Source organism: Klebsiella sp. P1954 (genome assembly GCF_018199955.1).
In the GTDB taxonomy this organism is placed as follows: Bacteria; Pseudomonadota; Gammaproteobacteria; order Enterobacterales; family Enterobacteriaceae; genus Klebsiella; species Klebsiella pneumoniae.
In genome coordinates this window covers 4,056,324-4,069,116 of the sequence record NZ_CP073373.1, presented here as the reverse complement: position 1 = coordinate 4,069,116, position 12,793 = coordinate 4,056,324, and the positions used below count along the sequence as shown (strand labels likewise).

The following is a 12,793-nucleotide window of genomic DNA, read 5'->3' as shown; positions in this document are numbered from 1 at the left end:
CTATTTTTCCGCTATTTAAGAGCAATTGAAATTGTTTAACCGCGGTCACAGTTTCATACTGTACGCGTCAAATTGTCTTGTTCGTGTAAGGACCCCTTATGTTTTCCGCGTTGTGCCGCCGTCTGCTTCCGCTGGCGCTCGGCACCGGTTTTGTTTTTGCCGCCGCCCCCGCATTCAGCGCGCTGGGCGACACCGCCAGTAGCCAGGCCCGCCATATCGCCACCGTCTTCCCGGGACGAATGACCGGAACGCCGCCGGAAATGCTCTCAGCTGACTATCTGCGCCAGCAGTTCGCCCTGATGGGGTATCAGAGCGACGTGCGAAGCTTCAATACCCGCTATATCTATACCGACAGCAATCAGCGCAAGAACTGGCATAACGCCACCGGCAGTACGGTGATCGCCGCCCATGAAGGTAAAGTGCGCCAGCAGATTATTATCATGGCACACCTCGACACCTATGCGCCGCAGAGCGATAAAGACGTGGAGAACAACCTCGGCGGCCTGACGCTGCAGGGCATCGACGACAACGCGATGGGACTTGGCGTATTGCTGGAGCTGGCGGAGCATTTAAAGAACGTCCCTACCCGCTATGGCATCCGCTTTATCGCCACCAGCGGTGAAGAGGAAGGCCGTCTCGGCGCGCAAAACCTGCTGCAGCGGATGAGCGAAGCGGAAAAGAAAAATACCCTGCTGGTGATCAATCTCGATAATCTGGTGGTGGGCGATAAGCTTTACTTCAACAGCGGCCGCAGCACGCCGGCCTCGGTGCGCAAGCTGACCCGCGATCGCGCGCTGGCTATCGCTCGCAGCAAGGGCATCGCCGCCTACACCAACCCGGGACTCAACCCGGCTTATCCGAAAGGCACCAGCTGCTGCAATGACGCCAGCGTCTTCGACAACGCCGGGATCCCGGTGCTGTCGGTCGAGGCGACTAACTGGTCACTCGGCAAAAAAGATGGCTATCAGCAGCGGAGCAAATCGGCCAGTTTCCCGCAGGGAACCAGTTGGCATGACGTCCAGCTGGATAATCAGCAGTATATCGACCACGCGCTGCCCGGGCGCATCGAACACCGCGGACGCGAGGTAGTGAAAGTCATGCTGCCGCTGGTGAAAGAGCTGGCGAAGGTGGAGAAGAAAAGCTAATACGCACAAAAGAACGCGCGGTATCGCCCGCGTGTTCTTTTTGAATTATCACTCAGAGGAAGAGCTAACAGCTTAACCCTCGTGCAATCCGCACTCGCGTTTAAGCCCGAAGAACCGGGTCTCTTCTTCTGCCATGCCCGGCTCCCATTTGCGGGTGGTGTGGGTATCGCCTACCGACAGATAGCCCTGATCCCACAGCGGATGGTACTTCAGCCCGTGCTTCTGCAGGTACTGATACACCGTGCGGTTATCCCAGTCGATAATCGGTAGCACCTTGAACACCCCGCGCTGGACCGCCAGCACCGGAAGCGTAGCCCGGCTGCCCGACTGCTCGCGGCGCAGACCGGCAAACCACGTCTGCGCGTTGAGCTCTTTCAGCGCCCGGTTCATCGGCTCAACCTTGTTGATCTCATTGTATTTCTCAATGCCCTCAACGCCCTGCTCCCACAGCTTGCCGTAGCGCGCCTCCTGCCAGGCTGCGCTTTCAGCCGCGCGGTAGACCTTCAGGTTCAGCTTGAGCTTGTCCGTCAGCTCGTCAATAAACTGATAGGTTTCCGGGAACAGGTAGCCGGTATCGGTGAGGATCACCGGAATATCCGGGCGGATCTGATTCACCAGATGCAAACTGACTGCCGCCTGAATGCCAAAGCTCGACGACAGCACATAGTTTCCCGGCAGATTTTCCAGCGCCCACGCCACACGCCCTTCGGCGTCAAGCTTTTCCAGTTGGGCGTTGGTTTCCGCGAGTGCCAGAATGCGTTCCACTTTCGGCAATGCATTAAGCGCGTTTAGATCGAGTACGGACATATGAACCTCGTTTGCCTGTTTTGCCGGACGACACGGCGTTCGTCCGGCCTACGGGTTTCGCTGGCCCGGATCGCTACGCGCCACCGGGCACCAGGATGTTATTCCCAGAAATCGCGGGCTGGGTCGAGCACCGGGCGAATGATGCCCGCACGCACCGTAAAATCGCCGAAGCCTTCACCCGCTTCGCGCTCTTTCGCCCAGCGCCCTACCAGTTCGTCTAGCGAGTCGAGAATTTCCGACTCGGTAATATTCTCACGGTACATCCGCGGGATGCGGGTGCCGTTGCGGTTACCGCCGATGTGCAGGTTATAGCGGCCCGGCGCTTTGCCCACCAGTCCCACTTCCGCCAGCATCGCGCGGCCGCAGCCGTTCGGGCAGCCGGTGACGCGGGTGACGATATGCTCATCGCTCACGCCGTGCTTGCTCATCACCCCTTCCACCTTGTCGATAAACGACGGCAGGAAACGCTCGGCTTCCGCCATCGCCAGCGGGCAGGTCGGGAAGGAGACGCAGGCCATCGAGTTTTCGCGCTGCGGGGTGACGGCATTCATCAGGCCATGATCCCGCGCGAGCTTCTCGATCCGCGCCTTCTGATCTTCCGGTACGCTGGCGACAATCAGGTTCTGGTTAGCGGTGATGCGGAATTCGCCTTGATGGACCTTAGCAATCTCCAGCAGGCCAGTCTTCAGCGGACGACCCGGATAATCGAGAATGCGGCCGTTTTCAATAAACAGCGTCAGGTGCCACTTATCATCAATCCCCTTCACCCAGCCGATGCGATCGCCGCGGCCGGTAAATTCGTACGGGCGGATCGGCTCAAACTTAATGCCTGCCCGGCGCTCCACTTCCGCTTTGAAGGTTTCGACACCGACGCGCTCAAGGGTGTACTTGGTTTTCGCATTCTTACGGTCGGTACGGTTGCCCCAGTCGCGCTGCGTGGTCACAACCGCTTCCGCCACCGCCAGCGTATGCTCCAGCGGCAGATAACCGAATTCGCTCGCCGTGCGGGCGTAGGTTTTTTTGTTACCATGTTCGATAGAGAGACCGCCGCCCACCAGCAGGTTAAAGCCCACCAGCTTGCCGTTTTCGGCGATCGCCACGAAGTTCATGTCGTTGGCGTGCAGATCGATATCGTTCTGCGGCGGGATCACCACCGTGGTTTTAAACTTACGCGGCAGATAGGTCTGGCCGAGGATCGGCTCTTCGTCGGTAGTGGCGACCTTTTTCTGATCCAGCCAGATCTCGGCATAAGCGCGGGTACGCGGCAGCAGATGCTCAGAGATCTTTTTCGCCCACTCGTAGGCCTCAGCGTGCAGCTGCGACTCGTAGGGGTTGGAGGTGCACAGCACGTTACGGTTCATATCGTTGGCGGTGGCCAGCGCGTCCAGCCCCACCGAGTGCAGCATCTGATGCACCGGCTTGACGTTCTTTTTCAGAATGCCGTGGAACTGAAAGGTCTGCCGGTTGGTCAGGCGAATACTGCCGTAAATGGTGTTCTCAGCGGCAAACTTATCGATCGCCTTCCACTGGGTGGTGGTGATCACTCCGCCCGGCAGACGGCAGCGGAGCAGCATCGCATGGCGCGGCTCCAGCTTCTGGGCGGCGCGCTCCGCGCGGATATCGCGATCGTCCTGCTGGTACATGCCGTGGAAACGGATCAGCAGGAAGTTATCACCTTTAAAACCGCCGGTCAGACCGTCGTTTAAATCTTCCGCAATGGTGCCGCGCAGGTAGTTGCTCTCAAGCTTCATGCGCTCGGCATCGCTCAGTTTACCTTCGACCACTAAAGGCCCCGGATGTTTTTCGCTCATTAGTAGACATCTCGCTGATAACGGCGCTCAACGCGCAGCTCACTTAAAAATTCGTCCGCCGCTTCGGCGTCCATCGCGCCGTATTCGGCAATCACTTCCAGTAAGGTGTTTTCCACGTCCTTCGCCATGCGATTGGCGTCGCCGCAGACATAAATGTGGGCGCCGTCATTGATCCAGCGCCACAGCTCGGCCCCCTGCTCGCGCAGTTTGTCCTGCACATAGATTTTTTGTTGTTGATCGCGGGACCAGGCCAGATCGATACGGGTCAGCAGACCTTCCTTCACATAGCTCTGCCACTCCACCTGATAGAGGAAATCTTCGGTGAAGTGCGGGTTGCCGAAGAACAACCAGTTCTTGCCTTGCGCTCCGTCCGCAGCGCGCTGCTGCATAAAGGCGCGGAACGGCGCAATACCGGTGCCTGGGCCAATCATGATCACCGGGGTCTCCGGGTTGGCTGGCAGACGGAAGTTGTCGTTGTGTTCGATAAAGACACGGACTTCGCCATCCTCTTCCACGCGGTCGGCGAGGAAGCTGGAGGCGCCGCCAGCCCGGGCGCGGCCTTCAATTTCATAGCGCACCACGCCCACGGTGACATGCACCTCGCTCTCCACTTCCGCCTGTGAGGAAGCAATGGAGTACAGGCGCGGCGTCAGCGGACGCAGCAGACCGATTAACGCCTCGGCGTCCAGCTGCGCCGGAGAGAAACGGACCATATCGACGATCGGCGTCGCGGCGGCATACTGCTGCAACTGAGCTTTATCGCCCACCAGCGGCAGCAGCGATTCGCTGCGCGTCAGGGTGGCGTAGTTTTCAACGATAGTCGCGGTGTTAACCGTCAGCTCAAAATGCCACTGCAGGGCTTCCGACAGCGGCAGAGTTTTACCCTCAACGGTCACCGGCTCGTCGCCTTTCAGCCACAGCAGCTCCACCAGCTCTTTCACCAGCTGAGGATCGTTCTGGTACCAGACGCCCAGGGCGTCGCCCGGCTGATAGCGCAGACCGGAATCACCGAGGTCTATTTCGATATGGCGCACATCTTTTTCTGAATTGCGGCCGGTGATTTTCTGATTGACCGACAGGGTCGCCGTCAGGGGCGCTTCTTTGGTATATGGGCTGGTGTGAATATCGTTCACCGCGCCGCTGGTGGCCAGCTGAGCGGGCGCAGCGACCGGCGCACGGGCCTTCAGCGCCTCAACCACGCGCGCGCGCCATTCAGCGGCCGCGGCCTGATATTCAACGTCGGCGTCGACGCGATCGAGCAGACGTTCCGCGCCGAGCTCGGCCAGCTTGCTGTCGAAATCTTTGCCAGACTGGCAGAAGAATTCATAAGAGGTATCGCCGAGACCAAAGACGGCGAACGCAGTCCCGTCCAGCTTCGGCGCTTTCTTAGAGAACAGGAACTTATGCAATGCGACCGCTTCTTCCGGCGGCTCTCCTTCCCCCTGGGTGGACGTCACTACCACCAGCAGTTTTTCCGCAGCAATTTGTTTGAATTTATAATCGCCTGCATTCACCAGCTTCACGTTCAGCTTCGCCGCCAGCAGATCGTCACGCAGCGCTTCGGCGACGCGGCGGGCGTTGCCGGTTTGCGAGGCGGAAATCAGCGTGATCGTCGGTACCTCGGCGGCCGGGGCGGGGGCGGCTACCGCCGCGCCGGACTGCTGATTCAGCACGCCCCAGAAATAGCCAGATACCCAGGCGAGCTGAGTGGGCGTGAAGTCAGTGGTGGCCGCCTGAAGGCGCGCCAGTTGCTCCGGGTTGAGCGGTAGCAAGTTGGAAGGTGGGGCCTGTGTCGTCATGCGTCGTTTGTTCCAGTAAGCAAAGCTGTTATTCGCACCCTGTCAGCGCGACAAAAACAGAAGAGAATAGAAGGTTAACGGCGGGCATAGTAACAATTAAAGAAGGGATGGAAATAATAAATAACCAAATGGACTAACCTGTTTTAGTTGTAGTTATTAACAACAAAATCGATTAAGTAAGCATTTGAAATATAACAGATTAAATCAAATAAAGCAGATAAACATATCCATTTTCTGTTCACGGCCGTTTTAGTTAATGCGAAAAAATGTACTTTCCGGTACCCTACGGCGGTTTTTTTCGTCCTGTTGAGAGTCAATGATGTCCACCACGCTGTTTAAAGATTTCACCTTCGAAGCCGCCCACCACCTGCCGCACGTCCCGGAAGGACACAAATGCGGTCGCCTGCATGGCCACTCCTTTATGGTGCGTCTGGAGATCACCGGTGAAGTCGATCCCCATACCGGGTGGATCATGGATTTTGCCGAGCTGAAGGCCGCCTTTAAGCCGACATACGATCGTCTCGACCACTATTATCTGAACGATATCCCTGGTCTGGAAAACCCCACCAGCGAAGTGCTGGCCAAATGGATCTGGGATGAGATGAAACCGCGGGTGCCGCTGCTGAGCGCCGTGATGGTCAAAGAGACCTGCACCGCCGGCTGCGTCTATCGCGGCGAGTAAGCGAAAAAAAGCCCGGTCAGTACGCTGCCGGGCTTTTTTATCAGGCAATATTCAGATACTTGTGCGTCTGCATAGACAGGCGCCAGTTGCGGGCGATGCAGGTGTCGATACACAGGCGCGTCGCATCTTCTTTCTGACTGATCGGCTGCAGGGCGATGATCCGCGGTTTGTCATCGCTCAGCGTTTCCAGCAGTTCGTCCAGCGCTTCTATGTCGCGGACGCGCCCTACCGGATGCTTGATCTCATCCGCCCGCTGCAGGGCCTGAGACAGCACGTCATAGCCACCGCGCATGTTGACCTTCGGGGAAACCGTCACCCAGGTATTGGGGCTGCAGCGTACTTCATGGGTGCCGCTGGTTTCAATCTGACAGCTAAAGCCGTTTTGTTCCAGAAGCGCGGTTAACGGCGTTAAATCATGAATGCAGGGCTCACCGCCGGTAATGACCACGTGGCGGGCTGTCCACCCCTGCCGCCCAATAATCGCCAGCAGATCCTCGCTGCTTGCCGGGCCCCACTTGTCGCTCTCTTTGGTTTTCGCCAGGATGCTGAACAACGACACTTCCCGATCGGCCAGCTTGTCCCAGGTATGCTTGGTGTCACACCACGCGCATCCTACCGGGCATCCCTGCAGACGAATAAAGATGGCAGGCACGCCGGTGAAGTAACCCTCGCCTTGCAGGGTCTGGAACATCTCGTTAATCGGGTACTGCATAGTCATCTCTGTTTAGGGTGATAAACGTTCATTATCGCAGATTTCGCTGCCCAGGTCTTGTCCTGCGCTGCGATCGCTTTTTTACCCCTCCGTCAATATCCGTGTCGGGAATAATATTATTGATTAAAAAGGCAATCTTTTCTTTTGGCTTAGTTTATTAGCATGATAAGAATTAAAATAAATAGCATTCTGACGCGCGGGGGGAAATATGTAACAGAAAATGTTATTCCTGTCATTCAGGATAAAATAAAAGGTCCAAGAACCAAAATAAAAAACCTTAAAATACAGTAATGTACAAACTGATACATGAAAGAGTGAATTATCTGGCCGATCTGCGAGTCCAATTCTATCCCCCGGTAATAATAACCTTAAACTGGTCTTAATAAAGCCCTGAACGGGCCCCTTTTTTATTTAATTGTCGTTTACTTTTGCCCGCCTAGAATCCCGCAGACCAACCATAATGAGATAGCGTTTATGACCACATTATTAATTACCGGCGTTACGGGGTTTCTGGGCGGTGCCGCGTTAGAGAAAATACTCCATCAGGAAACCCGGTTAGATCTGCTGCTGCTGGTACGTGCTGATAGCCCCGAGGCTGGCCTCGAACGGGTCAAAGAGAACATGCGTAAGTTCAACATCGCCGAGGAGAAGCTGGCGATGTTGCGCCAGCAGCATATCCTGCTGGGCGATCTCGCCTCTCCGGAGCATTTTCTTAACGATCCGCGCCTCGATCAGGTCACGCACATCCTCAACTGCGCCGCTGTCGCCTCATTTGGCAGCAACCCGCTTATCTGGAAGGTTAACGTTGAGGGCACGCTGCGCCTGGCGCAACGTATGGCGCAGGTGACGGGTCTGCAGCGCTTTCTGCACGTCGGTACGGCGATGTCATGTTCGCCTGAACCGGATTCACTGGTCGCCGAAAGCGCGGAGTTTCGGGAACGCGCTGAGCACCTGGTGGAATATACCCACTCGAAGTCGACCATCGAGCAGCTGATGCAGCAGCAGTGCCCTACGCTACCGCTGGTAATTGCCCGCCCCTCTATCGTGGTGGGTCATACCCATCACGGCTGCCGGCCTTCCAGCAGTATTTTCTGGGTGTTCAGCATGGGGCTGATGCTGCAGAAATTCATGTGCTCCATGGAGGACCGAATTGACGTTATCCCGGTGGACTACTGCGCCGACGCCCTGCTAATGCTGCTTAACCAGCCTCTGGCTCACGGCGAGGTGGTGCATATCTCTGCTGGCGAAGAGAACAGCGTGAAGTTTGCCGAAATCGACCTGGCGATGGCTCAGGCCCTGGAGCAGGCGCCGGTGGGGGATAAGTACGCCCAGGTGAGCTATGAAACGCTGGTCAAAATGAGACGCGAACTGAAAGGGATATTTGGGCCATGCAATGAGCGGCTGATGCTGAAAGCCATGCGCTTATACGGCGCGTTCGCCACCCTGAACGTGCGCTTTAGTAACGACAAGCTGCTGAGCATGGGGATGCCAAAACCGCCGCGCTTTACCGATTACATCGACCGCTGCGTGGAAACCACCCGCGGGTTGTCGATCCCTCAGCAAATGGCCGTCGACTTTAAATAATGGCCGCAGGCGTAAAAAAAATGCCAGCCCGAAGGCTGGCATGATTATTTCATAAGGACAGGATTAAGCCTGACCTTTGATCTCTTTACGACCGTTGAACGGCGCTTGCTCACCCAGCGCTTCTTCGATACGAATCAGCTGGTTGTATTTAGCAACGCGGTCAGAACGGCTCATAGAACCAGTTTTGATCTGGCCTGCAGCGGTACCAACAGCCAGGTCGGCAATGGTAGCGTCTTCAGTTTCGCCAGAACGGTGAGAGATAACAGCGGTGTAGCCAGCGTCTTTCGCCATCTTGATAGCAGCCAGAGTTTCGGTCAGAGAACCGATCTGGTTGAACTTGATCAGGATGGAGTTAGCGATGCCTTTTTCGATGCCTTCTTTCAGGATCTTGGTGTTGGTTACGAACAGGTCGTCACCAACCAGCTGGATTTTGTCGCCCAGTACTTTGGTCTGGTAAGCGAAACCTTCCCAGTCAGATTCGTCCAGACCATCTTCGATGGAGACGATCGGGTACTGTTTGGTCAGCTCTTCCAGGAAGTGAGTGAACTCTTCAGAGGTGAATGCTTTGTTGCCTTCGCCAGCCAGAACGTATTTACCGTCTTTGTAGAATTCAGACGCCGCGCAGTCCATCGCCAGGGTGATGTCTTTGCCCAGCTCGTAGCCTGCAGCTTTAACCGCTTCAGCGATAACAGCCAGCGCTTCGGCGTTGGAACCCAGGTTCGGCGCGTAGCCGCCTTCGTCACCAACGGCAGTGTTCATGCCTTTGGACTTCAGCACTTTCGCCAGGTGATGGAACACTTCAGAACCCATGCGTACTGCTTCTTTCAGGGTCGGCGCGCCAACCGGCTGAATCATGAATTCCTGGATGTCGACGTTGTTGTCAGCGTGCTCACCGCCGTTGATGATGTTCATCATCGGAACCGGCATGGAGTATTTGCCCGGAGTGCCGTTCAGTTCAGCGATGTGCGCGTACAGCGGCAGGCCTTTGGACGCAGCAGCTGCTTTGGCGTTCGCCAGAGAAACGGCCAGGATAGCGTTCGCACCGAAGTTAGATTTGTTTTCAGTACCGTCCAGGTCGATCATGATCTTGTCGATGCCAGCCTGATCTTTAGCATCTTTGCCCAGGATTGCCTGAGCGATCGGGCCGTTTACCGCAGCAACAGCTTTGGTTACGCCTTTACCCAGGAAACGGGATTTGTCGCCATCGCGCAGTTCCAGCGCTTCGCGGGAACCAGTAGAAGCACCTGACGGAGCAGCTGCCATACCGACGAAACCACCTTCCAGGTGTACTTCGGCTTCAACAGTCGGGTTACCACGGGAGTCGATGATTTCACGACCGATGACTTTAACGATTTTGGACATTAGGTTTTCCTCAGTACAAGTTAAACTAAAACTCCAGACAAACAATGCACCCGGATGGGTGCATTGCCGTTCAAACTCTTTTTACTTCGCCTGGCGTTTCTGGTACTCGCTCGCGGCTTTCACAAAGCCGGCAAACAGCGGGTGTCCATCACGCGGCGTCGAAGTAAACTCCGGGTGGAACTGGCAGGCCACAAACCACGGATGGTTCGGCACTTCGATGATCTCGACCAACTGATCATCCCCGGAACGGCCCGCAACGCGCAGACCGGCAGCTTCAATCGGTTTCAACAACATGTTGTTGACTTCGTAGCGGTGACGATGACGCTCGGTGATGGTCGGCTCGCCGTAAAGCTGGCGTACCAGAGAATCATCACTCAGCTGGCACTGCTGCGCGCCCAGGCGCATGGTGCCGCCCAGATCGCTCTTCTCAGAGCGGACTTCAACGTTGCCATCTTCGTCACGCCATTCGGTAATCAGGGCCACGACCGGGTATTTACAGTCTGGCACAAATTCCGTCGAGTTGGCGTTTTCCATACCCGCTACGTTACGCGCGAACTCAATCAGCGCAACCTGCATACCCAGGCAGATGCCCAGATAAGGAATATTGTTTTCACGCGCATAGCGCGCGGTGGCGATCTTGCCTTCAACGCCGCGGTAGCCGAAGCCGCCCGGGATCAGGATAGCGTCTAAATCCTTGAGGATTTCGACGCCGCGCGTTTCCACATCCTGCGAATCGATCAGCTTGATGTTGACGGTAACGCGATTTTTCAGACCGCCGTGTTTCAGCGCTTCAATCACCGACTTGTAGGCATCCGGCAGTTCAATGTACTTACCGACCATACCGATGGTGACTTCGCCTGCCGGATTAGCTTCTTCATAGATTACCTGTTCCCATTCGGCCAGGTTTGCTTCCGGACAAGTTAAGCTGAATCGTTTACAAATATAATCGTCCAGCCCCTGAGATTTCAACAGGCCCGGAATTTTATAAATGGAATCGACGTCTTTCAGAGAAATCACAGCCTTTTCCGGAACGTTACAGAACAAAGCAATTTTGGCTCGTTCGTTGGCCGGAACCGCGCGATCGGAGCGGCAGATCAGAATATCAGGCTGAATACCGATGGAGAGCAGCTCTTTCACGGAGTGCTGGGTCGGCTTGGTTTTGACTTCGCCCGCGGCGGCCATGTACGGCACCAGAGTCAGGTGCATGAACAGGGTATGCTCGCGGCCGATCTCTACCGCCATCTGACGAATCGCTTCGAGGAACGGCAGGGATTCGATATCGCCTACGGTACCGCCGATTTCCACCAGCACGACGTCATGGCCTTCGCCGCCCGCCAGTACGCGCTCTTTGATAGCGTTAGTGATGTGCGGGATAACCTGAACGGTCGCGCCCAGGTAGTCGCCACGGCGCTCTTTGCGCAGCACGTCGGAGTAGATACGGCCGGTGGTGAAGTTATTGCGGCGCGTCATCTTGGTGCGGATAAAACGCTCATAGTGGCCCAGGTCCAGATCGGTTTCTGCGCCGTCTTCAGTAACGAACACTTCCCCATGCTGGATTGGGCTCATGGTGCCCGGATCGACGTTGATATACGGATCCAGTTTCATGATGGTCACGTTGAGACCACGGGCTTCAAGAATGGCTGCCAGGGAGGCTGCGGCAATGCCTTTACCCAGAGAGGATACGACCCCGCCGGTCACAAAAATATAGTTCGTTGTCATGCTGAACCTGAGAAGTTAGGGTAAAACGATGGAATAACCAGGACGGGAAAGTAGTATACCCGAACATGCGTGACGCCACAAACTTTCATTCTTCCCCTCCCCTTCGTTCTTCAAGTTGCACCTGTGTTGCGACTCGAACAACTCGAAGAGGCAGGCTACATGGTGTTTCAACGACATAACGGAAAGAGAAAATAGACGCTTTTGGCGAAATGTTTTTGACGTAAATCAAGCGCTTGTTATTTATAAAATCACACAAATCGCGCTTGATCACGAAAATCCGTTAGAGATCAGTTTCCTGGCGTTTTACTTCCTGCCACACTTCTTCCATGGTATCGAGGTCGACGCCGGTCATTTCCAGGCCTCGGGCGGCGACAATACGCTCGACCTCGCGGAAGCGACGCTCAAATTTGAGGTTTGCTTTCTGCAGCGCCACCTCGGCTTTGACGCCCAAATGACGGGATAAGTTCACCGTGGCAAACAGCAGATCGCCCACTTCCTCTTCCAGTTTTGCTTCATCCACCACCGCCTGCTGCGCTTCATGCATCACTTCATCAATTTCTTCATGCACTTTGTCGAGCACCGGGCCCAGCGAGGTCCAGTCGAAACCCACTGCCGAGCAGCGGCGCTGGATTTTATGCGCGCGCATCAGCGCCGGCAGGCTATGGGGAATATCGTCCAGTGCCGAATGCTGGGCTTTTTCCGCCCGCTCCGCGCTTTTGATTTGCTCCCAGCGGGCCAGGACTTCCGTGCTATTGCCCGCCGATGCCTCGCCGAAGATATGCGGGTGGCGACGCTCCAGCTTGTCGCTGATGGCGGCGCAGATATCGTCAAAGTTAAAGCGTCCCTCTTCCTGCGCCATTTGCGCATAGAACACCACCTGGAACAGCAGATCGCCCAGCTCACCGCGCAGATCGTCAAAATCTTCCCGCTGGATAGCATCGAGGACCTCGTAGGTCTCCTCAAGGGTGTAAGGGGCGATGGTGGCAAAGGTCTGCTCTTTATCCCATGGGCAGCCGTTTTCCGGGTCGCGCAGGCGGCGCATGATGCCGAGCAAGCGGTCAATTTGAGTCATGTGACAATCCTGGAAATTTTAAAAATAGTCGGCCGGATAAGGCGTTTAGACCTTATCCGACGTTGCGAAATTGCCGGATGGCGGCTTCGCCTTATCCGGC

10 protein-coding genes are annotated in these 12,793 nt (G+C 56.0%); 3 read left to right on the top strand and 7 right to left on the bottom strand.

The genetic code is table 11. From position 1 onward, the window contains the following. Window positions 1–98 precede the first annotated feature (98 nt). Entirely contained in the window at window positions 99–1,145 is a 1,047-nt protein-coding gene (locus KB890_RS19580) for an aminopeptidase (RefSeq protein WP_004174643.1), read from the top strand. A gap of 72 nt (window positions 1,146–1,217) precedes the next feature. Here KB890_RS19580 and cysH read toward each other — a convergent pair whose 3' ends face one another. The 3 genes from cysH to cysJ all read right to left on the bottom strand — a co-directional run bounded on the left by cysH (window position 1,218) and on the right by cysJ (window position 5,562). Continuing rightward, a complete protein-coding gene (cysH, locus tag KB890_RS19575) occupies window positions 1,218–1,952 on the bottom strand; it encodes a phosphoadenosine phosphosulfate reductase (protein ID WP_002915177.1) in 735 nt (244 codons plus the stop codon). Window positions 1,953–2,050: 98 nt separating this feature from the next. Next, a complete protein-coding gene (gene cysI, locus KB890_RS19570; protein ID WP_004142787.1) occupies window positions 2,051–3,763 on the bottom strand; it encodes an assimilatory sulfite reductase (NADPH) hemoprotein subunit in 1,713 nt (570 codons plus the stop codon). Then, window positions 3,763–5,562 (bottom strand): NADPH-dependent assimilatory sulfite reductase flavoprotein subunit, encoded by a 1,800-nt coding sequence (cysJ, locus tag KB890_RS19565; RefSeq protein WP_004149551.1) that lies wholly within the window; start codon window positions 5,560–5,562, stop codon window positions 3,763–3,765. The genes cysI and cysJ overlap by 1 nt, the downstream gene beginning before the upstream one ends. A 316-nt stretch (window positions 5,563–5,878) precedes the next feature. Between cysJ and queD the strand changes: the two genes are divergently transcribed. After that, entirely contained in the window at window positions 5,879–6,244 is a 366-nt protein-coding gene (gene queD / locus KB890_RS19560) for a 6-carboxytetrahydropterin synthase QueD (protein WP_004174641.1), read from the top strand. A gap of 40 nt (window positions 6,245–6,284) precedes the next feature. Here queD and queE read toward each other — a convergent pair whose 3' ends face one another. Beyond that, the gene (gene queE / locus KB890_RS19555) at window positions 6,285–6,956 is read right to left on the bottom strand and encodes a 7-carboxy-7-deazaguanine synthase QueE (protein WP_004181101.1); all 672 of its coding nucleotides are present in this window, start codon (window positions 6,954–6,956) and stop codon (window positions 6,285–6,287) included. 474 nt (window positions 6,957–7,430) lie between these two features. Here queE and KB890_RS19550 point away from each other — a divergent pair, with 474 nt between their 5' ends. Next, the gene (locus KB890_RS19550; RefSeq protein ID WP_004181104.1) at window positions 7,431–8,540 is read left to right on the top strand and encodes an SDR family oxidoreductase; all 1,110 of its coding nucleotides are present in this window, start codon (window positions 7,431–7,433) and stop codon (window positions 8,538–8,540) included. 63 nt (window positions 8,541–8,603) lie between these two features. On the opposite strand, the gene eno is transcribed toward KB890_RS19550, so the two are convergent. The 3 genes from eno to mazG form a co-directional block, all read right to left on the bottom strand. Next, window positions 8,604–9,902: a phosphopyruvate hydratase gene (eno, locus tag KB890_RS19545; RefSeq protein ID WP_002915213.1), complete on the bottom strand. Its 1,299-nt coding sequence runs from the start codon at window positions 9,900–9,902 to the stop codon at window positions 8,604–8,606. An 81-nt stretch (window positions 9,903–9,983) separates the two neighbouring features. After that, window positions 9,984–11,621: a glutamine hydrolyzing CTP synthase gene (gene pyrG, locus KB890_RS19540; protein ID WP_004142808.1), complete on the bottom strand. Its 1,638-nt coding sequence runs from the start codon at window positions 11,619–11,621 to the stop codon at window positions 9,984–9,986. Between the two features lie 280 nt (window positions 11,622–11,901). Then, the gene (gene mazG / locus KB890_RS19535; protein WP_002915215.1) at window positions 11,902–12,693 is read right to left on the bottom strand and encodes a nucleoside triphosphate pyrophosphohydrolase; all 792 of its coding nucleotides are present in this window, start codon (window positions 12,691–12,693) and stop codon (window positions 11,902–11,904) included. Between the last annotated feature and the right edge of the window lie 100 nt (window positions 12,694–12,793).

Bases quoted from the DNA above. Each gene is read 5' to 3' on its own strand.
- KB890_RS19580 (WP_004174643.1), top strand. From the start codon at position 99: ATGTTTTCCGCGTTGTGCCGCCGTCTGCTTCCGCTGGCGCTCGGCACC.
- cysH (WP_002915177.1), bottom strand. From the start codon at position 1,952: ATGTCCGTACTCGATCTAAACGCGCTTAATGCATTGCCGAAAGTGGAA.
- cysI (WP_004142787.1), bottom strand. From the start codon at position 3,763: ATGAGCGAAAAACATCCGGGGCCTTTAGTGGTCGAAGGTAAACTGAGC.
- cysJ (WP_004149551.1), bottom strand. From the start codon at position 5,562: ATGACGACACAGGCCCCACCTTCCAACTTGCTACCGCTCAACCCGGAG.
- queD (WP_004174641.1), top strand. From the start codon at position 5,879: ATGATGTCCACCACGCTGTTTAAAGATTTCACCTTCGAAGCCGCCCAC.
- queE (WP_004181101.1), bottom strand. From the start codon at position 6,956: ATGCAGTACCCGATTAACGAGATGTTCCAGACCCTGCAAGGCGAGGGT.
- KB890_RS19550 (WP_004181104.1), top strand. From the start codon at position 7,431: ATGACCACATTATTAATTACCGGCGTTACGGGGTTTCTGGGCGGTGCC.
- eno (WP_002915213.1), bottom strand. From the start codon at position 9,902: ATGTCCAAAATCGTTAAAGTCATCGGTCGTGAAATCATCGACTCCCGT.
- pyrG (WP_004142808.1), bottom strand. From the start codon at position 11,621: ATGACAACGAACTATATTTTTGTGACCGGCGGGGTCGTATCCTCTCTG.
- mazG (WP_002915215.1), bottom strand. From the start codon at position 12,693: ATGACTCAAATTGACCGCTTGCTCGGCATCATGCGCCGCCTGCGCGAC.